We start from the raw sequence: 26,286 nt of genomic DNA, 5'->3' as shown, positions 1-26,286 counted from the left end.
AAAATTAGAAATTAACATTTAATCCAAGAGTAGTAACCATTGCCGAAGGATAACGTCCGTTATCGATACCAGTTAACAACGCATCCTGATTAAGAGATCCAACTTCAGGATCATAACCTTTGTATTTTGTGAATGTTAATACGTTTTGAGCGTTTGAATATACTTTGATGTTAGAAATGCCGTATTTAGAGTATAATGATTTTGGCAGATTGTAACCAATTGAGATATTCTTAACTCTTACATAAGAAGCATCTTCTATAAATCTGTCGCTGAAACGATAGTTAGAAGCTGATGCTGCCGATGAAGCTGCAATTCTTGGCATATAAGGATCTCCACCAACAATTTGTACATTACGATAATCATTTGGCCCAGTTGGGTCAATTAATCCTAATTGCGCATACCCTAAAGCTGATGACAATAAATTCGTGTTTTCACGAGGATTTTCCAGCCAGCGTCTTTGGTAATTTGCCACATCATTTCCGTATGAACCTGTTAGCAAAATGCTGACATCAAATCCTTTGAAAGAAAATGAATTCGTGAAACCGAAAGTAATATCCGGATTTGGGTTTCCAATATAATCACGGTCTTTCTCGTTGATCACACCGTCATTATTAATATCTTTAAAAATATAATCTCCAATCCAGACACCGTTTTCACCTATCGCCATTCCTTCCGGCAAAGCGGTTGGTTTCACTACTCCGGCTGCATCTTTATAATAGAAATCAGTAGCTTTTTCAAAACGACCAATTACTTTATAACCATAAAACTGACCAATAGCCTGATCTACTGCTGTACGGGTCACAATTGTTACATCAGAACCTTGTTGAAGTGATTTATTTAAGATTCCTGTTTCTGTATTAAGTGCCAACACTTTACTTCTGTTCATAGACATATTAAAATTAGATCTCCAGGTGAAATCTTTTCTGTCCATATTTAAGGTGTTCAATGTAAGCTCAAGTCCTTTATTTTCAAGAGAACCAATATTTACCCATGGAGCAGAAGTTGATCCCTGTCCAGTTGTACCTACATAAGCAGGAAGTGGTAATTGCAATAACAGGTTGTTTGTTTTTTTATAGTAAACATCAGCAACAAGTTCAATTCTGTTGTCTAAGAAACTAATATCAAGACCTACATTGCTTGAACTTGTTGTTTCCCATTTTAAATCTTTATTTGCTGTATTTGCTGCCAATAATCCAGTTCCCCAATTTGTTGCAGAAGCATTGTAAGTTGAAGTATAAGCATAGTTTGGTACATTTTGGCTACCCACTTCTCCCCAACCCAAACGCAATTTCAGGTTACTGATTGTTTTGCTGTCTTTTAAGAAATTTTCATTAGAAACTTTCCACGCAAAACCTGCTGATGGAAACCATCCCCATTGATTGTCCTTGTAAAATTTAGAAGAGCCATCTCTTCTGATAGTCGCATTCAGTAAATATTTATCATTAAAAGAATATTGCAGTCTGCTGAAATAAGAACTAATCGAGCTTGTATTACTTCCATTAGAATTTTTAGCCGTTGTAGCATCTCCTGCATTTAAATCTGTAGCACCATTAGTTAAATATCCTGTTCTGTAACCATAAAGATTCTCCCAATTTGATTCCTGCATCTCCTGAGCTAACATAACAACAACTTTATGAGCTCCAAAAGTTTTATCGTAAGTTAAAAGATTATTCCAGCTCCAGAATTCACTGTTAGATTTTGTTCTTGAACCTTCTCTCACCTCATTTACAAGTGCCCCGAAAGTATAAGATGGGTTAAACGTATAATTGTTTGCAAAACCATAATCTAACGAATAAGTTGTTTTGAATTTAAGATCTTTTGTAAAACCAATCTCGGCATACGCATTAGCTCGAATTCCATAGTTTTTATTATGATTGTCTTTGATAGAAGCCAAACCAATAGGATTGTTTTGAACAAATTCTTTCGTATCCGGGCCATCAAATGTGCCATCAGCGTTACGGACAGCAACGTTTGGTGTTTGTTTAAGAGCTGTTAAAATCAAAGCATCATCCTGAACTGTAGTAGTTTGATTGGTTTTACTCAAGGCGAAATTTACTCCCACTTTTAAAAAGCTTTTTACTTGCGAATCGACAACTCCCCTAAGATTGAAACGATCAAATCCAGATCCGATAGCAATACCTTCCTGATCTAAATAACCAATTCCCAATGCATAAGTAGTATTGTCTGACCCACCAGAAGCAGATAAATTATAACTTTGCATCAAAGCTGTATCAAACAATTCTTTTTGCCAGTCTGTTCCTTCTCCTAATAAATCAGGTCTGATGAAGTAATTATCACGTTGCACAATTCCTAAATCAGAACGTGTGTTTTTAAGTGTACCATATTCTTTCAGATTTAATAAATCCAAATGTTTTGGTATTTCCTGCCAACCTACATAACTGTCAAAATTTAAGATCATATCTCCTTTTTTTCCACGTTTTGTAGTAATCATAATAACTCCGTTTGCAGCTCTTGAACCATAGATGGCAGTTGCTGAAGCATCTTTCAAAATATCCATCGAAACGATATCTGCCGGATTGATATTCGCAAGCGGATTTGTATTTACAGAACTTGTAGATCCGTCAATAATAACGCCGTCGATTACAAAAATAGGTTCGTTTGATCCGTTTAATGAACTGATACCACGAATACGAATCGAAGAACTTGAACCTGGCGCACCACTATTCGACTGAATTTGAACACCCGCTGCACGTCCTTGTAAAACCTGATCAATTGTAGTTGCAACAGATTGTTGTACTGCCGCACTGGTCACTGTAGAAACAGCTCCCGTTAAATCGGATCTTTTCATTGTACCGTATCCTACGACTACAACTTCTTTTAAACTGCTTACATCTTCTTCAAGCGTTACATTAATCTGACTTTTATTACTTACTGGTACTTCCTGTGTTCTATAGCCGATAAAGCTAAAAACCAAAACTGCATTTGGCGTTGTCTTAATTGAATAGGTACCATCAAAATTTGTAGCTGCACTAGTATTTGTTCCTTTTACAATAATATTGACACCCGGTATTGGTCCGCTATTATCCGAAACTGTTCCTGATACAGTCGTCTGAGCATTTACCGAAGCAGAAAATACAAACAACAGGATCATGAAACCCAAATTCTTAAAGTATTTTGATTTGCTTTTAGTAATTAAAAAGTTAGTCATAAATGATTGGTTTAATTAGTTAATATATGGTTTAAGTTAGTTTTTATAAAAGCTCATAACCTTTCCATTTTTCTCTGTAAATGAATTAGTATTTACCCTTTTATAAAAACAAATATATATAAATTACAACAACACACAACCGGTTGTTTAAAATTTTTATTTTAATTTGTTAAAAAATTGAGTTAAAAAAAACCATATTTATATTTTTAATCACAAAATATTAAATAATCAATAAAATAAGGATTTTAAATCACGAAAACGTTGTAGATAAAAAGAGAGATCTTCGTTTTATTTAAAAAAAACACAAAAACTGTCTGTTAAAATTTTTTTAAGTTTTAATTTCTTCTCAAAAAATAAATTCAAATAATTCATACAAAAGAATTGATAGGATTGCAACGCCAGTTAAGATCTTCGTGATTTGAAGAGAAATGGAGGGTTTGAATCAGAAAATTTAAATGAGGGTCTATAGAAGACAATCGGTTGCTTCTAAAATAAAAAAACTCCCTTCAAACTTAATTGAATGGAGCTTTTATTATTTGTAAATCATTGCTGGTAATTTTATACCAAAAAAACAATCTAAATATTTTAATTTAAAACGAATATTAGGATTCTTTTCTATTAGAAGATTCGCGAATAAGTACTTCTGTATTTAAGAAAGCAATTTCTTGTACATCTTCGTTTTTCGCCGATTTAAGGTTTTTTATAATAATATCGGCAGCGGCTTTACCCATTTTTTCAGCGGGGTGCGTAATAGTCGATAAATTAGGATCTATAATTTGAGAAATCGGGTCATTATTAAAACCAATAATGGCAATATCTTCAGGTACTTTAATACCACGTTTTTTGGCCGTTTGAACCGCACTTACTGCAATAATATCTCCGGAAGCAAAAAGTCCGTCCGGAATTGGTTTTAAATCAAACAGTTTGTTGCTTGCCTTCACCCCTTCTTCATAAGTCACGGCTTTCAAATCGATAATTAAATCCTCATCTATTGGTAAATTATGATCTCTTAAAGCTTCAACGTAACCTCTTTTTCTTTCGTTATACAGATTTCCAAATTCTGAACCGGCTGTTAAATGCGCAATACGAAGACAACCCTGTTCTATAAGATGTTTGGTCGCTTTGTAACCCGCAGAATAATTGTCAATAACCACTCTGAAAGTATTATAATCTTTCGGAACCCTGTCGACAAAAACCAGCGGAATATTATTATTTGAAAATTGATGAAAATGCGAAGTATCCCTGGTTTCCATTGCTAACGAGCAAATAACACCACTTACACGGTTGCTGTATAAGGATTTAGCCATATTGACTTCTTCGTGATAAGAGTCATGCGATTGCATAATGATTACCGAATAGTCTGATTTTTGTGCCGTAATCTCAATACCACTAATCAACGATGATAAAAAGGGTTGTGTTACTGTTGGAATCAAAACACCAATTGTTTTGGTTTTATTGCCACGTAAACCTGCTGCAAGAGTATTGGGCACAAATCCCATTTCTTTTGCGGCCTTCTTAACTTTCTTGATCGTTTTGTCACTTATTGAATGATGATCCTTTAAAGCTCTTGAAATTGTTGAGGTTGCCAAATTTAACTTCTCAGCAATATCATATATAGTTACATGTTTATTTTCTTCCATAAAATAGATAATAAGAGATGTAAATATAAGTTATTTTACAACATTATATTTTCCTAAATTAACCACTCCATTTTACCAATTATCCAAATATCTAAATCTAATAACGCAAAATCCAACATTCCAATTATCCAATTATCTAATTATCTCATTCCTCATACATTTCCATCCAGAGCCGGGTTTCTTCAAGATCAAGTTCTTTTTCTATTTTTCGAAAAACTTCTTCATTAACAGCTCCCTGTTTATGCATTAACTCCAGTTTTTCACGCTCTACATTCAATAAATCAATTTGAAGTTTAGTAAAATCATTAAAAATCTCCCCACCCATTATATTGCCTTTTCCGAAGAAATTAGCCGGAAGTTCTGTTTTCTGCAAACGATTAAACTTAACTTCGTATTTACTTTTAATATTATGTAGTAAATCATCATTAAGAAGTGAAAAATTATCTTCAATATGAGAAATGGTTTCGGAAACAATAACATTTCGAATCTCGTATTCCTCAGCCAGAATAGAATAAGGCTGAAGTTTTAGTTTTTTGATCAGCCACGGAAGCGTTAATCCCTGAATGACTAATGTCGAAAGTATCACGCAGAAGACCAAATAGATAATAAGATTACGCAAAGGAAATTCTTCTTTTTCATTCACCATTAAAGGTAGTGCCAAAGCTGCCGCCATTGAAACCACACCACGCATTCCGGACCAGCCAAAAACGATCATGTTCCGGTAATCAAATTCTTCTTTCTGACTGTCTTTTTTACTTAGAAATTTTTGTAACAATGTTGAAGGAACAATCCACAAAAAACGAACAAAAATAACAACTGCACTAATACTGACACCCCATATAAAAAGAGAGTTTCCAGAATAATTACTGATCCCTATAATAATATGACGAAGCTGCAAACCAATTAATATAAAGATAAGACCGTTTAAAATATTGGTCAGAATACTCCAGATTGTTCCCGCCATAATACGGCTTTCATGTGTAAAAATACTGCCTGATCGAGCTGAAAGATAAAGTCCGGTGGTAACTACAGCAAGAACACCCGAGCACTCGAAATGTTCTGCAATTAAATAAGAAGCAAAAGGTGTTAAAAGAGTTAAAGTCGCCTCAATAATATCATCGCACACAAATTTTTTATGGGCAATACTCATTACAAAGCCCACTACTAACCCAATGGCAATGCCAAGTGTTGACATTATAAAGAAATTTAAGCCTGCCTGCCATAACACAAAATTTCCGGCAAGAATTGCCGTTAATGCATATTTATAAGCGACTAATCCGCTGGCATCATTAAGCAGGCTTTCACCCTCCAGAAGAGCAATAAGTCGAGGATGCAAGCCAAGACCTTTTGTAATAGAGGTTGCCGAAACCGCATCAGGAGGCGAAACAATGGCACCAAGCAAAAATGCCAAAGGCCACGACATATCGTTTATAAGTGAATGAGCTGCAATTGCAACTGCAACAGTCGTAAACAAAACCAGGCCAACAGCTGCAAGCGTAATTGGACGAATCGTTTTTTTAAATTCATACCAACTCGTATACCACGCAGCGTGATACAAAAGAGGAGGTAAAAAAATGATAAAAACAACTTCAGGATTCAGGGCAATAACCGGAAGTCCGGGAATAATACTGATAGCAACACCGCAAAGCACCAAGACGATTGGAATTGGAAAATTATATTTTTTACTTAACAGACTTAGAAAAGCAACTCCAAATAGTAACATTATAATTACCGTGATATTTTCCATTTCCTGATTGTTTATGCGTTATTTGATTTATACTTAGATTAGGGAACTAATATAATATTTTATGAACTATATACTTTTAGTTGGAAAGAATAAATTTTGCTAATATTAAAGATTTGAAAATCATTCCTAAAAAACGTATAAATCAAAAAACAATACCATTTTGAGGTGTTTTCACATCAGAATATTTCGATATTTTCTCCAAAAGTTGCTCAAAAAAAATTAAATTTGAAACCCAATTCATTACTTAAATTATGTCTCAAAAAAGAAATCCTTTCTATTTATTCGCCTTATTAATTGCATTAGTATTTGCACCGCTCTCCTATTCGCAGACAACCGCTCCAAAAAAAGAAAGCCGCTCCAAATTATTTGAAGAGACAGCCACTGACAGCGACTATCTGATGGCTATTGAAAAAGCCGGCGAAGTAATGGAATCTGCTTATAATGATGCCGATTTTGATAGTGCTTCGCGTCATTTGTTTGGTGAAATCAAAAGAACCCAAAGTAAACTCGACCTTATTTTGGCAAGCCTGAAAGGTGCGAATCCAAATGTGCGTAACCAGCAAATGTATCATACTGTCCTGCAGGAAATCCAGACGCAACTGGATGAGCAGAATACTGCCATAAATTTACGCAACGAAAATCTCGAAAAAATTAAAGGTCGATTCATTGAACTGCGTAAAGACAAAACGTTGATGGGATTAATAAAAGATACTATTAGACGTAAACAGTTTAAAAAAGAATTCGCTAATCTTAGAAAAAAATACCGCAGTACAGACAGCCTGATGACTAAAAATCAGAGTATCCTTAACGCTAAAAAAAGAATTACGGTACAACGAAAAATTGCCGTTTCCAATGCCTTGATTACCGTTGAGAATAATCTGGAGAAGTCTGGAATCAGCATGCTTCATAAAGAATATCCTTTTTTATGGAATTTCAATGAATCGATTCCGAAAAAAGCTATAAAACAAAATATCGGCGCCAAAATCGTAATCGAAGAAAGCGTTGCTGCTTATTATTTGAGCTATCGAACAGGTGGTTTAATCACTTTACTCTTTTTAATAGGGCTTCTGGCCTGGTATATTTCACGAAATATAAAATATCTTAAAGAAAACGGATATGCCGAAAATCTTTCTGACTTTAATTTTAAATACTTAAACAGAGGCGTTATCATTCCGGCCGCAGTAATCGGACTCAACATTGCCGTTGTCAGCAACTTATATGCGCCGGCTTTATTTTTAGAATTACTTCAACTATTATTGCTCGGATTTTTGACTGTACTTTTTAAAAATAAATGGTCCAAAGTTGCCATGAAAAACTGGCTATTTCTATTGGGATTGTTCTTTACCCTTTGTTTTCTTGACCTGTTTATCGAAGTAGGATTTTTACAACGTAGTGCCTTTATTATTATTAACATTCTGGGAATCCGTTATGGTTTGGTGCAAATCAAAACGCTTAAAGATCAATTGTATATCAAAGGATTTTTTAAATGGGCCAGCATTATTTTCATCGGATTAAATGGTTTATCGATACTTTATAATCTTTTTGGACGTGTATCGCTTTCTAATATGCTGAGTTTAACTGCTTTTATTTCGCTTACGCAGATTGTAGCTCTTAGTGTACTGCTGAAAATAATTTTAGAAATCATTATTCTTCAAATCTATACGACCCGAATTAAGCGCGGTTTCGAAAAGATTTTTGATCACGAAAGTTTATCTGAGACGCTGAAAAAACCTTTTATCATTGTGATCAGCTATATGTGGTTAGTGGTAATTGCTTCCAATTTAAATATCTGGGAATCGCTTCGCTCTTCTTTAGGAAATTTATTAAGCCACCCGAATACTATTGGAAGTATAACTTTCACTTTGGGCAATATTGTACTGTTTTTTATTATTATCTGGATAGCCCATCTGCTTCAAAAATATGTCGCTTACTTCTTTGGTGAAATTGACGATGAAAATGAAGAAAACGTCAATAAAAGACAGCATTCAAAATTACTAATTACCAGACTTATTGTTTTGATCGGTGGTTATCTTTTAGCCGTTGCAGCTTCAGGAATGCCTTTGGATAAGTTGAGTATTTTATTAGGAGCTTTAGGTGTCGGTGTTGGACTTGGGCTTCAGAATGTCGTAAATAACTTTGTATCGGGTGTTATTTTAATTTTTGATAAACCAATTCAGATTGGAGATGTGATCGAAATTAGTTCTGAATCTGGTCGTGTAAAATCAATGGGATTGCGTACCACCAAAATCAATGCTCCAAATGGTGCCGAAATCATTATTCCGAATGGAAATTTATTATCGCAAAACATCACCAACTGGACGTATACGGACAATTTTAAATTAGTTGAAGTTTCCATAGACATAAGTGGAGATACCACTCCGAATGACATCAATGAAATCATAATGCAGGCGCTTGAAAGTTTATCTTTGGTCAATACAACCAAAACACCTCAAATTTTCTACAATGCCATTTCTGATGGAAAATACAAAGTATTAGTGAAATTCTGGTGTAGTATTTACCGAACCGAAGAAACCATTAGCTCTGCACGTCAGACTTTATTTAGTAGTTTTAAAGCTAAGGGGTTGACTTTTTCTAGTTAATAGTTGCCATTATAAATTATAAAAAAACGCCTCAGAAATCTGAGGCGTTTTTCATTAGTTCTATTTTAATTAATGGTGATCATCATGAGAATGTTTCTTATCATTATTAGATTTTCCATTGTAATTTTTCGGTTTTTCATTTCCGTGCTTGTGATCTGATTTGTTTTTCTCCGGTTTACTGCCTCTGTTTTTCTGAGGTTTTCCATGATATCCTTTTGGATAATTTTCTCTGTGTTTCTTGTGATATGCATAAGGAGCATCTCCTCTGTAATCATTTAAAACTACTTTATAACCGGAGTACAAATCATATCGTCTGTATTGTGCCGGAAGTCTTTTATCACGAATCCATCTACCATTATTATCATAAATATACTGACTTTGAGCAACGTCATAATAAGTATCGATATCCGGTAAATAATAATATCTGCTGTTGTCATTTCCTTCCGGTCCCCAGCTTGGAGGAGTTCCAATATTTACATTAATTGAAACTTGTGCCTGAGCAAAAAATACACTCATAAAAAGCACTAAGGCGAATACTGATTTTTTCATCGTTTTTATTTTTAAATATTAATTTCATTTAATACTAATCGAAAGTAGTGCCATTAATTACGTTTATCGCATCCATTATACAGAACCACCAAACCAATCGACGGAGAGCACTTTTTAACCGACATAGAGGTAAAAAAAACGCCTCAATTTCTCGAGGCGTTTTTCATTTAGTCATGTTTTAATAATAGAGATCATCTTTTGGAACTTCAGATCTTTTTCTTTGACTTGTTATTATTTATCTAAAATAGTAACAAACTTTGAATGCTGGATTATTCTTTATACCGATCAGCCAATTTTATCGACCAACAATGCTTTTCGGCATAAAGAATCTATTTCCAGCCTCCACCTAATGCACGGTACAAATCAACCACCGCTTGTAATTTTTGTAAATTATCGTTTACACCACTCAATTGTGCTGCTAAAAGATTTTGTTGCGATGTCAATACATCTGTATAATTTGTAGCAGAGCTGTATTCTAAAAGCTGTTGTGTATAATCAACTGCTTTTTCTAAAGCTGCAATTTGTTTTTCTCTTGAATCTTCTTTGTCAGCCGCCATTTGATAAGCGTACAAAGCATTTGAAACTTCCTGACCTGCAACTAAAAGACTTTGCTGAAAATTGTTATAAGCCTGCACTTGTTGTGATTGTGCTGTGGTCAACCTCATTTTATTAATTCCCTGATTGAATAAAGGCTGTGTCAATCCGCCAATTAAAGAATAGAAAATGGAATTGGTGAAAAAGTCTGTCAATTGCAGATTCGAAAATCCGCCGCTTGCTGTCAATGTCAAACTTGGGTAAAAATAAGTTTTGGCCATATTGGTCATTTCGAAAGCCATTCTCAAATTAAATTCCGCCTGACGAACATCAGGACGATTTTGCAATAATTGAGATGGCAAACCTGTTGCCAGATTTTCAGGAATTGTCTGCGTTCCTAAAACACCTCTGTCAATTGGTCCGGGAGTTTCTCCCAACAAAATATGAATAGCATTTTCTGTCTCACGAATATTACGTTTTAAATCCGGAATCAGTACTTCGGCCGCGTGTTGGTTGGCTTCACTTTGTACAACCGCCGCGCCCGTCACAATAGCACCTTCTTTTAAATCTTTTATGGTTTGTACATTTTTGATTCGGCTTTCTAAGGTTTCCTCCGTGATCACCAATTGTTTATCATAAGCCAATAACAGAAAATAATTATTGGCAATATCAGCTATCAGTTGGGTTTGAATTGCTTGTCTTGCAGCATCAGTACCTAAATAAGTCGCCAAAGCTGCTCTTTTAGAACTGCTTAGTTTTCCCCAAATATCCGCTTCCCAAGACGTACTCAAACCTAATTTATAAGTTGTAGTCAACGTGTTGATATTTATTCCGGCTGGAAAATTTAATCCCGCTTGTGACTGTTTGTTACGAGTTACATTAGCATCTACATTCAGTGTCGGATAATAGGCTAATTTACTTTGAACTAAAGAGGCATTAGCCTGTACAATATTTTCAATCGCATTCTTCAGATTTAGATTCTGATCTAATCCTTTTTGAATTAGTGCTTTCAGTTTTTCATCTTTAAAAACGCTTTGCCACGGCATATTCGCAATCGTAGTAGAATCGGCAGAAGCCTGATCACGATACAATTTATCTGTCGAAATCGTTGCCGGGCGTTCGTACTTTTTGGTAACCGAGCACGCACTTAAAAGTGCGGCTGTCAGTACCAGTACAATATATTTATTTGAACTATGAGTCATTTCTTCTAAATTAAATTATTACTCTTTATGAGCTTCGATCAATTGTATTTCCTCGTCATCGTCGTCGTCGTCATAACCATCTTTAGCCGGACCACTCAATTTTTCCTGTAAAGTCTGGAACACAATGAACAATATCGGAATCACAAATACTCCCAAAATGGTTCCGATTAACATACCTCCTACTGCTCCTGTACCGATCGATTTATTCCCGACAGCTCCCGCTCCGGTAGCAAACATCAAAGGAACAAGTCCCAGGATAAAAGCAAAAGAAGTCATTAAAATTGGGCGTAAACGTGCCACAGCTCCTTCGATCGCTGATTGTACAATTGGCAATCCTTTTCGTCTTCTGTCTAATGCGAATTCGACAATCAAGATTCCGTTCTTCGCCAACAATCCAATCAACATAATCAAGGAAATCTGCAGATAAATATTACTGTTCAATTTGAAAATAATCGAGAACAGATAAGCTCCCGCCAATCCAAACGGAATGGAAAATAATACCGCAAAAGGCAAAATATAACTCTCGTATTGTGCACTTAGTAAGAAATAAACAAACACCAGACACAATATAAAAATGAAAATAGTTTCACTTCCGGAAGCTAATTCCTCACGCGTTAATCCTGAAAATTCATACCCATAACCAGCTGGAAGATTTTCCGCAGCAACTTCCTGAATTGCCTTAATGGCATCTCCAGAACTAAAGCCCGGGTTTGGCGCTCCTGTAATCGCAATAGAGGTAAATAAGTTAAATCTTGAAATCGATTCCGGACCAAAAACTCGGGTCATTTTTATAAACTCCGTAATCGGCGCCATGGTTCCAGAACTGTTGCGGACAAATATTTTATTTAACCCTTCTGTATTAGCTCGGAATTCAGGGGAAGCCTGAATCATAACACGGTATTGTTTACCGAATTTATTGAAATTCGAAGCATATAATCCACCGTAATAACCTTGCATCGTTGATAAAATCGAATTCACCGGAACTCCTGCATCTTTGGCTTTAGCCAAATTAATTTCCATCATATATTGTGGAAAACCCGGGTTAAATGGCGTTGTTGCATATTGTATTTCCGGACGTTTTGATAGTTTCTCTAAAAAATCAGTATTTACTTTGAAGAATTCTGCTGTCGAGTGACCTCCTTTATCCTGCAATTGAAATTCGAATCCACCACTTTGTCCAAATCCCTGAATGGTTGGTGGCGAAATAAAGAAAATATTAGCTTCACGAATACCACTTGTTTTGGCAAAAAGCTGACCGATTACATCATTAACACTTAAGTCACGTTGATCCCATGGTACTAATTTTACGATAACCATACTGTAAGCACTTCCCGCTCCGGCTGTAAAGTTTTGCCCCACAATACGAAGGGTATTCTTAACTCCCGGAATCGTTTTGGCAATACTGTCAACTCGTTTGGCTATTACATCAGAACGTTCCATGGAAGCTGATGGCGGTAAACTAATGTTGGCAAAAACGGTCCCCTGATCTTCTGCAGGAACGAAAGCAGATGGCGTCGTTTTCATCATATAAAACAATGCGGCACTGGCAATAAGAATAGCAGCCAATACAATCCATTTTTTTACAGAAAGAAAACTAACAGAACGTTTGTATCTATTCGTTACATTATCAAATGCAACGTTAAACGAAGTATAAAACCTCTGAATAAAACTTTTATGTTTATGATCGTCAGCATGCGGTTTTAAAAGCAAAGCACACAATGCCGGGCTCAAAGTCAAGGCGTTAATAGCTGAAAGAATAATCGCAACCGCTAACGTGATACCAAATTGTTTGTAGAAAACCCCTGTAGATCCATTAATAAATGTTACCGGAATAAATACCGCGGCCATTACAAGCGTGATCGAAATAATTGCTCCGGAGATTTCATCCATCGCATCGATTGTTGCTTTCTTAGACGATTTATAACCATGATCCAGTTTGGCATGCACGGCCTCGACGACGACAATCGCATCATCGACGACAATACCAATGGCCAAAACCATCGCAAAAAGCGTTAATAAGTTAATCGTAAAGCCAAATAAACTCAGGAAGAAAAACGTTCCTACAATCGCAACCGGAACTGCAATCGCCGGAATTAAAGTCGATCTAAAATCCTGAAGAAATATAAATACAACGATAAAAACCAATATAAAAGCTTCAATCAAAGTATGAATTACCTTTTCAATGGAAGCATCCAAATTTTCATTAACGTCAACAAGGATGGTATATTTTACTCCTTTGGGGAAGTTTTTTGCCGCATCTTCAATCAGTTTTTTAGAATTGTTGATTACGTCACGGGCATTTGATCCCGGAGTCTGGCTAATCGCCATCGCTGCCGATTCTACTCCGTTGGTTTTAATTGTCGAAGCATAACTTAAAGATCCCAATTCTACTTTGGCAACATCTTTTAATCGTAACATTTGTCCGTTACCAACAGATTTTACAATGATTTCGCCAAATTCTTTCTGACTTGTTAAACGTCCTTTATATTTAATTACATATTGAAAAGCCTGATCGCCATTCTCACCAAATTTACCTGGTGCAGCTTCGATATTTTGTTCTGCCAAAGCAGCTGAAATATCACTCGGAATCAGTTTGTATTGCTGCATGATATCTGGTCTTAACCAGATTCTCATAGAATAATCTTTGGCACCAAAAACGGTTACATCTCCTACTCCAACTACACGCTGAATTTGCGGAACAAGGTTAATCTTAGCATAATTTTGAAGGAAAGTCTGGTCATATGCTTTGTCATCACTATATAAAGAGAAAATCAACAAGTTACTACTTTGGCTCTTCGTCACCGTTACACCAGCCTGTGTTACCTCTACTGGCAATAAACTCGTAGCTCTCGAAACCCTGTTCTGAACGTTTACCGCTGCTAAATCTGGATTTGTCCCTACTTTAAAGAAAATTTTGATAGATGCATTTCCGTCGTTTGTTGCCGAAGAAGTCATGTAAGTCATGTTCTCTACACCATTAATTTGCTCTTCCAATGGAATTACGATACTTTTCAGTACCACATCGGCATTAGCACCCGTATAACTTGCTGAAACGTTTACGGTTGGCGGAGCAATATCAGGATATTGAGAAATAGGTAACTCAACGAGGCCTAAAACACCCAGAATTACGATAATGACCGATATTACTGTAGAAAGTACTGGTCTTTTTATGAATATTTTAAACATTTTTTTCTATTTTAAATCGGCGTATACCGTTTCTTGATTCTGATTTTGAGGCTTAATTTCGCTTCCGTCTTTTAAAGAAGCTACTCCTTCTAATACAATTTCATCTCCTGTTTTTAAGCCGCTTGTAACTACGTAATAATTACCTGCTGTAATTTCTAAAACTGTAATATTGACATTTTTAGTTTTCCCATCCTTGCCTACTGTAACGGCGAAAATTTTATCCTGAAGCTCAAATGTTGCACTTTGTGGAATTAGTATTTTCTCTACAACTTCATTTGGAATTCTAACTGTAGTGCTGCTTCCGCTTCTAATGATACTTTTTGGATTGCTGAAACGTGCTCTAAAAGTTACCGAACCCGTTTCTGTATTGATTAAACCGTTTACGGTTTCTACTCTACCTTTTTCAGGATATAATGAACCATCTGAAAGCAGTAATGAAACTTCGGGCATGTTTTTGATTTTTTGAGCGAGTGTAGTTCCGGGAGATGAAGTACTTTGAGTAAAATCCAAAAGTTTTTTTTCATTTAAGGCAAAATAAGCGTAAACGTTTCCAATACTTGAAACTGTCGTTAACGGATCAGCTGTATTTGAACTTACCAAACTTCCTAAACGAAACGGAATCGAACCAACCACTCCGTTAACCGGACTTGTTACAGTGGTATATCCTAAATTTGTTTTAGCATTTACCAAGGCAGCATTTGCCTGTGCTAAAGTCGCCATTGCAGATTCATAATTATATTGAGCAGATTCTAAATCATATTTGCTGATAATTCCTTTTTCAACCAAAGGTTTTACTTTGTTAACAGCTAATTTTGCAGCACTTACAGAAGCCTGCGCGCTTTTAATACTTGCAGAAGCCGTTCTAACTTCCTGCTCATATTCCGGAGCACTGATTTTAAACAAAGGCTGTCCTGTTTTTACTACAGCGCCTTCATCTACAAATATTTTATCAATATACCCTTCAACCCTTGGGCGAATTTCTATATTTTGCTGTCCCTGAATTGTTGCCGGAAAATCAGCATATAAAGTCGCTGTTTTAGGTTCTAAAGTCAGCGTTTTATATTCTTTAACTTGTGGCGCATCGCCAGCCTGAGCCGATTTATCATTTTTATTTCCGCAAGAAGCGATGATAACTGAAGCAGCAAGAATGCTTAAAAAAGATTGCTTATTCATTTTGATGAAATATGAGATTATCTATTTACTAAGGTACAAAAGAACTAAAACTTTTCATGCAAAAACTTTCCACTAGACGTATAGCAAGATATAATCGATAAACATGCAGTGAGAACCGATAAAAGTTGTTTCGTCAAAAAACTGTATTTTTGAGTAAGGCTCGTCGGCTGTAAAATGGTTTTTATGGATTGTAAATCTCTCTTTAGCGATTGGCTCAAAATTGCATTCGAATAAAATGTAATATTGTCAATAAAAAAATAAATTATAATGTCAACAAACTTATTTAGACCTTATTTATTTACCGGATTGCACATTCTAAGCTGGTTATTATTAGGATTCATCATGTTGTTTTACATCCCAATAGCCTGGAATGTGGTGCTGCCATCTGTCTTTTGGCTTTGGCAGATGATTATCTTAGTTTTATTAATTATTCTTTTTTATTCCAATGCTAAAATCATAGTTCCAAAAACTATTATAAAAGACAATACATCTCCGTTTTTAATTTGGGCTTTCCTTGCCATTTTTGTAATGCAGCTTATTGCCTATTTTTATACTTCAGAGACAGATCTTCATAATAAAGTCAGTGAAGTCTTAGGATTTAAAAAATATAGAAATCCCTATTTTGACAATTATGTACTCATGCTGACATTGCTGGTTTTAGGAATCAGCACAAGCTGGTCGATGCTCCAATATTGGCAAAAAGCAGCACAACACAAACAAAAGCTGGAACAGGATAAAACAGTAGCAGAATTGGCAATGCTCAAGGCGCAAATCAATCCGCATTTTTTCTTTAATTCGCTTAACAGTATTTATTCATTAACCTATACAAATGTTGAAGATTCCCGCAGTGCCCTTCACACACTAAGCCGAATGATGCGATACCTTCTTTACAGCACCGAAGGTGAAAGAACCACATTGCTTAAAGAAGTTGATTTTTTAAAAGATTTTATAGCTTTAATGCGGCTTCGTGCCAACAGCAAATTAACGATTACAACTAATATTCCGGAAAAACTGCACGATTATCCAATTGTTCCAATGTTGTTGTTACCTTTAGTAGAAAATGCCTTTAAACATGGTGTTCATGCTACTGATAAAAGTGAAATACATATTACGCTTACGCAGAATGGCACCGAACTTGAATTTGAGGTTGAAAATACTTTTTTTGAAAAAACGACAGTATCAGACGAAGGCGGCATAGGATTAACAAATACAAAACGCAGACTTCATTTGATTTATCCGAATAAACATACCTTAACAGCGGGCATTGCAAAAAACGGAAAATACAATGTAAAGCTGCAAATAACTTTAGAAGAATGACAGTATTAAAATGTATAGCAGTTGACGATGAACCATTAGCATTAAAACTGGTCGAAACTTTTATCGGGCAGACCCCATTTCTGGAGTTAATTTCCAGCTGTGACAATGCAGTTGAAGCTATGGGTGTAATTCGCGAAAAACAGCCGGATTTAGTTTTCTTAGATATCAATATGCCCAATTTAACCGGAATGGAATTGGCAAGACTTTTACAGGAACAACCAGGGTCGTTGCCGAAAATTGTGTTTACAACAGCTTACAATCATTATGCTATTGAAGGTTACAGAGTTAATGCGGTTGATTATCTTTTAAAGCCTTTTAGCTATGAAGAATTTTTACGCGCCGCAAACAAAGTTTTGCAGATTGCCGAAGAAACTACAAACGACCATCCGCCAACAAATGCTGAAGATGATTTTATCTTTTTGAAAGTAGAATATCAATGGGTAAAAGTGAATTTAAAAGACATTTTATACATCGAAAGCTTAAAGGATTATGTCAAAGTTCATCTTGAAAATTCAGATAAAGCTTTGATGTCATTGATTTCATTGAAAGCACTCGAAGAAAAATTACCATCTTCAAAATTCATGAGAATGAATCGTTCGTTTATTGTTTCCCTTGAAAAAATAAGTGCTATCAGCAAGAATTCAATCTTCATCAATAAAATAGAAATAACCGTCGGCGAACAGTATAAAGAGACATTTAAAGTAATTGTAGATAAATGGATAAAATAAGAATATATAAAACATTATCACCGACATAGTCCCAGCGGGACGCCATATTTATAGAATTTTATACGGTTCGAGCGTAGAGCCCCGGCGGGGTGAAATATTGCTCCGCTGGAGCTTTGAATCGTAATACATTTAAGCTATAAACATAACGCTCCGATGGAGCTGCTTTAAATATTGAATAAACCATTTTTAAATATATACATGCCCCACCTATTTGTAATTACCTAAATAAATCTCAAATCACATGGAAAAAAGAGCAAACAAATATTACTTAACATTAAGCTTAAAAGAATACGCAAACGGAGAAACGCATCCAGCAAAAGAACTCGGAATAGAATTTGGTAATCACGATGAAATATTTGATATCATCGAAAAAATAAAAGCTAAAAACTTATTTGACAATGAATCTGAAGCGATACAATTTGCACTGGGATTGAAATTATTCGGAGAAATAAAATTGAAACATCGTAAAAATCCTTTATTTGATGAATTGAATGAAGTTTTTCCTTTATTTATGAAGAAGTTGAAAAGTTTGTAAGTTATGCGCGATATTGTCATCGTTCCGGAGGAAAAAAGCATATTGTAGGGATGGATTTCAATCCATTCTACGCATGCAAAATCGCCAATCCTTGTCGAGCTTCTTGCGAGGATTTCTCCTTCGTCGAAATGACAAAAATGACGGAAGAAATAATAAAAACAAAAAACGCTCCAGATATCTGAAGCGTTTTTTATATAAATGAAAGACAAATTAAGCTTTCGCTTTTCTCTTAACTGTACAGCCAATTTCTTTTGTCTGCGTAATGGCTGGTTTTTGATTACTTTTTAATGACGCGATCACATCTTCAGCATATTTTGTTTTGTCAGCTTTAGTCCCTTCCGGATCATTATCGATTGCACCCACATATTCAACTACATTTCCTTTAGCTGTTTTTGATACGATAAAAAGATGCGGAGTACGTTTTGCTCCATATTGATCTGTTATTTTTTGTCCTCCATCAAATAAATAAGGGAAAGGGTATTTTTTGTTTTTAGCCAGTTCCTGCATTTTTTCGAAAGTATCTGCTGTAGAAGCTTCAGGATCATTCGGATTGATTGCGATTACGGGATAACCTTGTGGTCTGAATTTATTATCCAAATCAATGATTCTTTGCTCATAACCTATGGCATACGGACAAGTATTGCAGGTAAAAACTACAATATAACCTTTTGCTTTTGGAAAACTGGCGAACGAAACTTCTTTGCCATCAACATTTTTCAATTTAAAGTCTGGTGCAGTATCTCCTGCTTTAAGAGTTGCATTTTGCGCCTGCGAAAGAAACGCAGAAAATGCCAGCATAACTAAAAGGATTATTTTCTTCATGGTTTAAATAGTTTATAGTTTTTTATATTCAGTTAATAATTGTTCATAGGTAAATTCACTTTCGACAAATTTTCTTTTATCGCCTTTGATAAAAAGTGTTGCCGGAATACTGCCTGACCACGAAGGATCAATGCGGTCAATATATTCCTGCGGACTGCTTTCATTCAATAGAAAAACTTCATTTTTTAAATTTTTTCTTTTAACAAATGGTACCACAGCCGAACTCAATTTTGATTTAAAATCAACACTTACCAGCAAAACTTTCACTTTCTCGGATTTAAAGTCAGCCTGAAGTTTTTCAAAATGAGGTAATTCTTTAATACACGGTGCGCACCAGGTGGCCCAAAAGTTGACTACATAAGTGCTGTCTTTTCCGTTTTTTACTCTTTCATTAAGCTGGTCAATATTGAGCAGCTTGACATTTTGGCTGTATGCCGAAACCGAAAAAGCCACAAATAAAAAGGCGAAAATGCTAAATGTTTGAATTTTCATCATACAATTGAATTGTTTGTTTTTGAATTAGCCTTACAAATATAAACTATAAGTTTTTTCGCAGTTGTTAATAAAAGTTTAATGCACGAATTTTATTTCATTTGAAATCTATAACAGATAAATCGTTTTCGCTTTTTTAAGGACTTTTTAAGCACTTAAACATTTTCTCACCAAATTTCTATTCGTAAATTAGCAAAAACAAAATTAATCCGAATGACAGTACTTACGTTTACCCTGATTATGCTTCTTGGTGCTTTTTTAGCAGGTTTTATTGGTTCATTATCAGGTTTAGGAGGCGGTATCATTATTATTCCGCTTTTAACTGTCATTCTGGGAGTTGATATTCATTACGCCATTGGTGCTGCTTTGGTTTCTGTAATTGCCACTTCATCCGGTTCTGCGGCAGCTTATGTTCGGGAAGGAATTACCAATATGCGTTTGGGGATTTTTCTTGAAATCGCTACTACAATTGGTGCTGTTTGCGGGGCGCTACTTTCTACTATTGCTCCTACTTCATTCATAGCCGTTTTATTTGGTATGACCTTGATATTTTCTGCTATAAATTCTCTTCGAAAAAAAGAAGAACATATCGTATTAGAATCAAGTTCATTAGCTAAAAAACTAAGATTACAAGGCACTTACCCTTCTCATAATGGCGAAGTCATCAGCTATGGAACCAAAAATGTAATTGGCGGATTCAGTATGATGGGAATTGCCGGAATGATGTCGGGTTTACTCGGAATTGGTTCAGGAGCTTTTAAAGTAATTGCGATGGATAATATTATGAAGATTCCGTTTAAAGTTTCGACCACCACCAGTAATTTTATGATGGGCGTAACGGCAATGGCGAGTTCTGTGATTTATATTCAAAAAGGTTATATCGAGCCCGGAATTTGTATGCCGGTTGTTATTGGCGTTCTGTTTGGTGCTATGGCCGGTGCTAAAGTATTAGTAAAAACAAACCCTAAAAAACTCAGAGTCTTTTTTGCCTGCCTGATTTTTGTATTGGCTGTGAATATGATTTATAACGGACTAAATGGAAAAATCTAAAAATATGCAAAACGAAAAATTCGGAGAGAAAGATTTCCAAACCATCATAGGAAATTTATTGCGTTACGGCGTGTGGACTTCATTGTCAGTAGCTTTTATTGGTGGAATTGTTTATTTGATGGGACACAGCACCGATATCGAAAACTACTCTGTATTTCATGAGAATGACCGAAACATATTTGAAGTAGTTTTTGATGTTTATCAGGGTGTTATCCAAGGAAAAGGAGAATCATTAATCTTCTTCGGAATCATTTTACTTTTTCTGACGCCTGTATTTCGTGTTTTGCTTTCCTTATTTTCTTTCCTTCTGGAGAAAGATTATCTTTATGTTGTGATTACGCTGATTGTTATCCTGATTATTTTAATCAGTGTTTCATTTGGCTTCTCACATTAATTATTGCTATAGGCTATAAGCTTTAGGCTATAGGCTTTCCAAAAAAGCTTAAAGCGTATTGCTCAAGCTTAAAGTTAATAATAAATGCTGTAGGCTGTAAGTCATAGGCAATAGGCTTTCCAAAAAGCTTAAAGCCTATTGCTTAAAGCCTAAAGCTAAAATAAAAATAATTGCTATAAGCATTTAGCAGTAAGCTATCTAAAAGCTTACTGCCTATAGCTTAAAGCCTAAAGCCTAAAAAAAATGGAAATAGGAATTGACAGTTTTGCTTCGGCAATGTACGGCACCAACAACACTTTGAGTAGTGTTGATGCCATGGAACAATTACTCCAAAGAATAGAATTAGCAGATCAGGTTGGTTTGGATGTTTTTGGAATTGGAGAACATCATAAAAAAGAATTTTTAGATTCGGCTACCGTCGTGATTTTAAGTGCTGCTGCCGCGAGAACTAAAAACATCCGACTGGCAAGTGCTGTCTCGGTATTAAGTGCTGCCGATCCGGTAAGAGTGTATCAAAGTTTTGCTACTTTGGATTTAATTTCAAAAGGTCGCGCCGAAATTGTAGTGGGCCGTGGCTCTTCTATTGAAGCTTATCCCCTTTTCGGATTTAATCTGAATGACTACGATGCGCTTTTTAAAGAGAAATTAGAGCTATTTCTACAAATTCGGGACAATGAATTTGTAACCTGGTCAGGGAAATTCCGTCCTGCCATAAATAATCTTCCAATTTATCCGAGAACATTACAGGAAAAATTACCTGTTTGGCTAGGTGTTGGCGGAACTCCGGAATCTTTTGTTAGAGCCGGATCTTTAGGATTACCTTTAATGGTTGCTATAATTGGAGGACAAACACATCGTTTTCGTCCGCTGATTGATTTATACCGACAAGCGGGAGCAGCTGCAGGATATAAGCCTGAAGAATTGAAAGTTGGAATACATTCACCAGGTTTTGTTGGAACAACAACCGAAAAAGCTATAGACGAATACTACCCTGGTTATGCCGAACTTTGGACAAAATTAGGATTAGAGCGCGGTTGGCCACCGGTTACCAAAGCAAAATTTGACGGACTTATTGATGATGATGGCGTTTTAATTGTTGGAAGTCCGGAACGTGTTGCAGAGAAATTATTAAGACATAGTGAATCTCTTGGCGGCGTAGACCGATTCACTTTCCAAATGGACAATGCAGGTCTTACACACAAACAATTAATGAATACAATAGAACTCATAGGTACAAAAGTGATTCCGTTAATTAAAAAAGGCTAAGCTAAATAGTTATTAGCCACAGATGACACGGATTTAAACGGATTTATACCGATCCTTATTTGTCGACCTTAAAAAACCTCAGTATAAATCCGTTTAAATCCGCAAAATCCGTGGGCTAAAATTTTTACAAAAAAAAAGCATCTGCTATTAACAGATGCTTTTTCATTTTATAATTATGTATTTCTTAGAACTTGTAAGTTACACCAACTCTAAAGTTTCTTGGTGCTTCTGTTTGCCAGTAATAAGCAGAAAGCCACTCATAATAAGAACCACTGTAAAGGTATTTATCCAAAATATTGAAAACATTTGCAGTAACTTTTACTTTTCCTGTTTCATAAGATAAACCTCCGTCTAATTTAAAGTACGATGGTAATTTTTGAAGTCCTGCACTCCACGTATCTGTTTGGCGACCGTCAAGGAAAGTTCCTCCTATAGAAGCTCCAAATCCTTTAATTTTACCACTTTGAACTGTATAATTCAACCATGCATTTGCTGTGTGTTTAGCATATCCAGGTACCACAGAACCAACATTTATACTTGCAATATTAGATTCTGTTACTACTGATTCTGTAAAGGCATAATTTGCGATCAAATTAAGACCATCTAATAATTTTCCTCTCACATCAAATTCAACACCTTCAGCTCTTTTTTCTCCCAAAACAATTTTAAAAGGATCATTTGGTCCATTATTAGGATCCGCCGTAAGTTCATTTTGTTTTACAATTCGATAAGCCGATAATGATGTATTCCAGGAACCGTCAAACCAATCTTTTTTAATACCAACTTCAAAGTTGTTACCTGTTAATGGTTTTATAGGATCGCCATTTTTAATAACTCCTGACTGTGGCGTAAAAGCCTGATCATATAATCCGTACACTGCTGTACTTTCATTTACAGAATAACTAACTCCTACACGAGGTGTAATATGACTATCCTCCTGTGTATCACCATAGCTAGACTGGCTAATCCATGTATATCTTGCAGCAAGAGTTAATCTTAATTTATTTTGAAAGAAACCAAGTTCATCCTGAACATATCCAGCTGCATATTCGGAAGTATAAATTCCACCAGCTCTTTGGCTAAGAGGAGTATCGTGGTCAAAAGCTGGAAAACCGTTAGAAGGTGTTCCGTAATTTGGATTATTTACATTGAATGGCGCATCAACAGTATCAAGATCATGAGATTGTCCCCAATCTGCCGCATAATCTTTACTTCCTAAATCTACTCCACCTAGTATTTTGTGGCTAACAGCTCCTGTATTAAATTTTCCGTTTACGAAAATTTGTCCTAAGTACATATTACTTTCTGCATCCCAAATACCCACATTACGAATAATTTCTCCGGCTGCAAGGGTTCCTTCCGGTACACCGTCAAAATCTCTGTCAACAGGCCCCGGACCAACAACACCTGGCCAGGAACTGTATCCTTGTTGAAGGTATTTAAAATAGGATGTTTGTGCGGTCAATTTCCAGTTGTCATCAAACTTGTGTTCAAACATCAAATATCCACTGTGATCCTGAATATTAGTATCAGGCAAACCTGGTTGTGTCATTGTGAATCCAACTGGTAAAGTTGCATATCCGCCTGATGCTGGTCCAAATACGTAGTAAGAACCTACCTCAGTCATATTAGCATACTGAAAATTATATTCAGCAGTCAATTTTGTTTTATCATCAACCTGATATGTAATAACAGGAGCGATTACATACCGATTATTGTGTTCAAATGCACGGTGAGAACCTTTGTTCTGTGCCGCTCCATTAAATCTGTACAACAATTTTCCTTTTTTATCTAATTTACCATCAAGGTCAATGCTAACTCTGTAAAAATCATAACTTCCACCAAGTACAGAAACTTCACCTTTTGTAATTCCCGTTGGTTTTTTAGTCACTACATTATAAAGTCCACTTGGATCTCCGCTTGAAAGCATGAATCCTGCAGGTCCTTTTACGAATTCGATATGATCTACAAAACTCATATCTTCAGTCAATGGTCCCCAGAAAGAAGAAACCACGTTAAATCCGTTACGGAAAGCCTGAATTTGAGAACCTCTCATTGTAATATTAGTATACAAATCTCCCCAGTGCTCCAAACGTACAGCACCACTCACGTTACGAATAACACCGTCGCTCATGCTTGTAATTTGCTGATCTTTTAAAGTCTGACCACTAATGATTTGTATGTTTTGTGGAATCTCTAAAACTGGTGTTTGAAGACGCAAAGACAAAGAAGGTTTGTCTTGCTTGTATTTATTTTTTGTAATAACAACTTCATCCAGATCTTCCTGACTTTCAGAAAGTGAGAAATTTTTAGTTGTAGTTTGTTTGGATTTTACAACAATATTATCTTCAACTGCATGAATTCCTACGGCACGAATGCTAATTACATAACTTCCTGGTTTCACACTTTTAATCTCGTATTGTCCATTTGAATTCGTAACGGCAGTATACTTCGTCCCTTTAAGAGCAACAGCAATGTTTTCTGCAGGGACATTTCCACTTAAGGAAACTTTTCCGCTAACTTTTCCCAGTTCCTGACTCATCATATTTAATGATGTCAAAAGCAACATAAAAAAGAAAGCTTTTTTGGTAATATTTATGTTCATTTTAGTAAGTTGTTAAATTTCGTTGGCAAAAGTAATCCCTAATAGTATGTTTTCCAAATTATTTTTAATCATTCTAAATAAAAACAATAGTTATTTGTTAAAATTACATTTATAACCAACTGAACACCAATAAAAAAACCTGTCTCATTTTTGAAACAGGTTTTCTTAAATATTTTCAATTCTAAATAACGATCGACTTATTTGACCAATAAAAAATAAGTATTTTCTCTTATTCTTTCAGGAAAACAAAGCTATCCGGATTTGCTTTCAGCGCTTTTCCTTCAAAATCAATAGAAATTATCCCAGTCTTTCTCGGAGCAACACCGCTTTCGCTAAAATGGGTATGAAGCACATAATGCATTTTATTGTTTTTATCCCAAAAAATATCACCGTGACCAATACCATCCTGCTTCACATTTTTTCTACTAATAATTGGACTGTCAGCAGACTTTCCCCAAGGCCCATATGGATTTTTGCTTGTCGCATAACCAACAGCATAATCAGGATTTCTGAAATCATTTGCCGAATAAATTAAATAATATAATCCATCATGTTTTAAAACGGTTGGTCCTTCTGTAACCGGCCATGGAACATTTTGGGTATTTTCCCAAGGCAAAGTCCCGGAAATACATTCGGTTAAAGTTTCTGGTTTTATACTTTGAAGATCATCATTTATTTCGGCAACAAAAATTCGGTTTCCGTTGGTTAACTTAACATGATACAAATATTTTTTTCCATTTTCATCAATAAAAATAAACGGATCTATTTGATTTCCTGTTTCAATAATTGGCTTTTTAGATTCATTTTTAAATGGTCCTAATGGACTGTCACTGCTTGCAATCGCAATATTTTCGTTTGCCGTATAAATCATATAAAAGGTATTGTTATACTTCAAAATCTGTGGTGCCCAAAAACCTTTGTCACCAAAAGCATCCCCTATTTTCAAAGCCAATCCGTTTTGAGAACCAGCCGGACCACTCCATTTTTTTAAATCAGTCGACGTATAAACCATAAAACCTTGCCCGCTTAATGGCGTGTCGCCACCAGTAGTTCCGTATAAATAATAGGTTCCGTTATCGTAAAAGATCGTAGGATCTGCTAAAAGAATATTTTTTTGCTCAGGCTCTGTTGTTTTTGACGCATTATTTTCCTGCGAGCAACACACGAAAATACATAGCGAGCTAACCAGGGTTAATATTTTTTTCATTTTATAATCAGATTTAGGTTTTATAACTAATAGTATTTCTTCTTAAGGAACGAAGGATCGCACTAGAAAC

Annotated in this window: 18 protein-coding genes; 7 read left to right on the top strand and 11 right to left on the bottom strand. The window is 35.5% G+C overall.

The genetic code is table 11. From position 1 onward, the window contains the following. Positions 1 to 4 precede the first annotated feature (4 nt). From AC6CH4_RS06035 to AC6CH4_RS06025, 3 genes are all read right to left on the bottom strand, one after another. Positions 5 to 3,169 (bottom strand): SusC/RagA family TonB-linked outer membrane protein, encoded by a 3,165-nt coding sequence (locus AC6CH4_RS06035; RefSeq protein ID WP_498101105.1) that lies wholly within the window; start codon positions 3,167 to 3,169, stop codon positions 5 to 7. Positions 3,170 to 3,771: 602 nt separating this feature from the next. Further along, positions 3,772 to 4,809 (bottom strand): LacI family DNA-binding transcriptional regulator, encoded by a 1,038-nt coding sequence (locus AC6CH4_RS06030; protein ID WP_498101103.1) that lies wholly within the window; start codon positions 4,807 to 4,809, stop codon positions 3,772 to 3,774. Positions 4,810 to 4,954: 145 nt separating this feature from the next. After that, the gene (locus tag AC6CH4_RS06025; RefSeq protein ID WP_498101101.1) at positions 4,955 to 6,556 is read right to left on the bottom strand and encodes a Na+/H+ antiporter; all 1,602 of its coding nucleotides are present in this window, start codon (positions 6,554 to 6,556) and stop codon (positions 4,955 to 4,957) included. 251 nt (positions 6,557 to 6,807) lie between these two features. Here AC6CH4_RS06025 and AC6CH4_RS06020 point away from each other — a divergent pair, with 251 nt between their 5' ends. Next, positions 6,808 to 9,156 (top strand): mechanosensitive ion channel family protein, encoded by a 2,349-nt coding sequence (locus AC6CH4_RS06020; protein WP_498101099.1) that lies wholly within the window; start codon positions 6,808 to 6,810, stop codon positions 9,154 to 9,156. A gap of 69 nt (positions 9,157 to 9,225) precedes the next feature. On the opposite strand, the gene AC6CH4_RS06015 is transcribed toward AC6CH4_RS06020, so the two are convergent. From AC6CH4_RS06015 to AC6CH4_RS06000, 4 genes are all read right to left on the bottom strand, one after another. After that, positions 9,226 to 9,705, bottom strand: a complete 480-nt coding sequence (locus tag AC6CH4_RS06015) for a hypothetical protein (protein ID WP_498101097.1) — start codon at positions 9,703 to 9,705, stop codon at positions 9,226 to 9,228. Positions 9,706 to 10,034: 329 nt separating this feature from the next. Beyond that, entirely contained in the window at positions 10,035 to 11,441 is a 1,407-nt protein-coding gene (locus AC6CH4_RS06010; RefSeq protein WP_498101095.1) for an efflux transporter outer membrane subunit, read from the bottom strand. 18 nt (positions 11,442 to 11,459) lie between these two features. Continuing rightward, the gene (locus AC6CH4_RS06005; RefSeq protein WP_498101093.1) at positions 11,460 to 14,627 is read right to left on the bottom strand and encodes an efflux RND transporter permease subunit; all 3,168 of its coding nucleotides are present in this window, start codon (positions 14,625 to 14,627) and stop codon (positions 11,460 to 11,462) included. A gap of 6 nt (positions 14,628 to 14,633) precedes the next feature. Beyond that, positions 14,634 to 15,800: an efflux RND transporter periplasmic adaptor subunit gene (locus AC6CH4_RS06000; RefSeq protein ID WP_498101091.1), complete on the bottom strand. Its 1,167-nt coding sequence runs from the start codon at positions 15,798 to 15,800 to the stop codon at positions 14,634 to 14,636. A gap of 267 nt (positions 15,801 to 16,067) precedes the next feature. Between AC6CH4_RS06000 and AC6CH4_RS05995 the strand changes: the two genes are divergently transcribed. The 3 genes from AC6CH4_RS05995 to AC6CH4_RS05985 all read left to right on the top strand — a co-directional run bounded on the left by AC6CH4_RS05995 (position 16,068) and on the right by AC6CH4_RS05985 (position 18,380). Beyond that, on the top strand, positions 16,068 to 17,117 hold the full coding sequence (locus AC6CH4_RS05995; protein ID WP_498101089.1) for a sensor histidine kinase: 1,050 nt from the start codon (positions 16,068 to 16,070) through the stop codon (positions 17,115 to 17,117). Next, positions 17,114 to 17,845 (top strand): LytR/AlgR family response regulator transcription factor, encoded by a 732-nt coding sequence (locus AC6CH4_RS05990; protein ID WP_498101087.1) that lies wholly within the window; start codon positions 17,114 to 17,116, stop codon positions 17,843 to 17,845. The genes AC6CH4_RS05995 and AC6CH4_RS05990 overlap by 4 nt, the downstream gene beginning before the upstream one ends. A 241-nt stretch (positions 17,846 to 18,086) precedes the next feature. Beyond that, positions 18,087 to 18,380 carry a DUF3861 domain-containing protein gene (locus tag AC6CH4_RS05985; RefSeq protein WP_498101085.1) on the top strand — a complete coding sequence of 98 codons (294 nt, stop codon included), beginning with the start codon at positions 18,087 to 18,089 and terminating at the stop codon, positions 18,378 to 18,380. 210 nt (positions 18,381 to 18,590) lie between these two features. Here the strand turns inward: AC6CH4_RS05985 and AC6CH4_RS05980 are convergent, their stop codons facing one another. Both AC6CH4_RS05980 and AC6CH4_RS05975 read right to left on the bottom strand, forming a co-directional pair. Then, positions 18,591 to 19,202: a thioredoxin family protein gene (locus AC6CH4_RS05980; protein ID WP_498101083.1), complete on the bottom strand. Its 612-nt coding sequence runs from the start codon at positions 19,200 to 19,202 to the stop codon at positions 18,591 to 18,593. A gap of 12 nt (positions 19,203 to 19,214) precedes the next feature. Beyond that, positions 19,215 to 19,697 carry a TlpA disulfide reductase family protein gene (locus AC6CH4_RS05975; protein ID WP_498101081.1) on the bottom strand — a complete coding sequence of 161 codons (483 nt, stop codon included), beginning with the start codon at positions 19,695 to 19,697 and terminating at the stop codon, positions 19,215 to 19,217. A 210-nt stretch (positions 19,698 to 19,907) separates the two neighbouring features. Between AC6CH4_RS05975 and AC6CH4_RS05970 the strand changes: the two genes are divergently transcribed. From AC6CH4_RS05970 to AC6CH4_RS05960, 3 genes are all read left to right on the top strand, one after another. Further along, complete coding sequence (locus AC6CH4_RS05970; RefSeq protein ID WP_498101079.1) at positions 19,908 to 20,744, top strand: sulfite exporter TauE/SafE family protein; 837 nt, start codon at positions 19,908 to 19,910, stop codon at positions 20,742 to 20,744. A gap of 4 nt (positions 20,745 to 20,748) precedes the next feature. After that, on the top strand, positions 20,749 to 21,138 hold the full coding sequence (locus tag AC6CH4_RS05965; RefSeq protein ID WP_498101077.1) for a DUF1634 domain-containing protein: 390 nt from the start codon (positions 20,749 to 20,751) through the stop codon (positions 21,136 to 21,138). A 243-nt stretch (positions 21,139 to 21,381) separates the two neighbouring features. Continuing rightward, entirely contained in the window at positions 21,382 to 22,404 is a 1,023-nt protein-coding gene (locus AC6CH4_RS05960; protein WP_498101075.1) for an LLM class flavin-dependent oxidoreductase, read from the top strand. 184 nt (positions 22,405 to 22,588) lie between these two features. On the opposite strand, the gene AC6CH4_RS05955 is transcribed toward AC6CH4_RS05960, so the two are convergent. Further along, positions 22,589 to 25,009: a TonB-dependent siderophore receptor gene (locus AC6CH4_RS05955; RefSeq protein ID WP_498101073.1), complete on the bottom strand. Its 2,421-nt coding sequence runs from the start codon at positions 25,007 to 25,009 to the stop codon at positions 22,589 to 22,591. 229 nt (positions 25,010 to 25,238) lie between these two features. Beyond that, complete coding sequence (locus AC6CH4_RS05950; protein ID WP_498101071.1) at positions 25,239 to 26,216, bottom strand: glycoside hydrolase family 43 protein; 978 nt, start codon at positions 26,214 to 26,216, stop codon at positions 25,239 to 25,241. Between the last annotated feature and the right edge of the window lie 70 nt (positions 26,217 to 26,286).

The organism is Flavobacterium sp. GQ95 (genome assembly GCF_059758655.1).
This window is presented reverse-complemented; position numbering and strand designations above follow the sequence as displayed.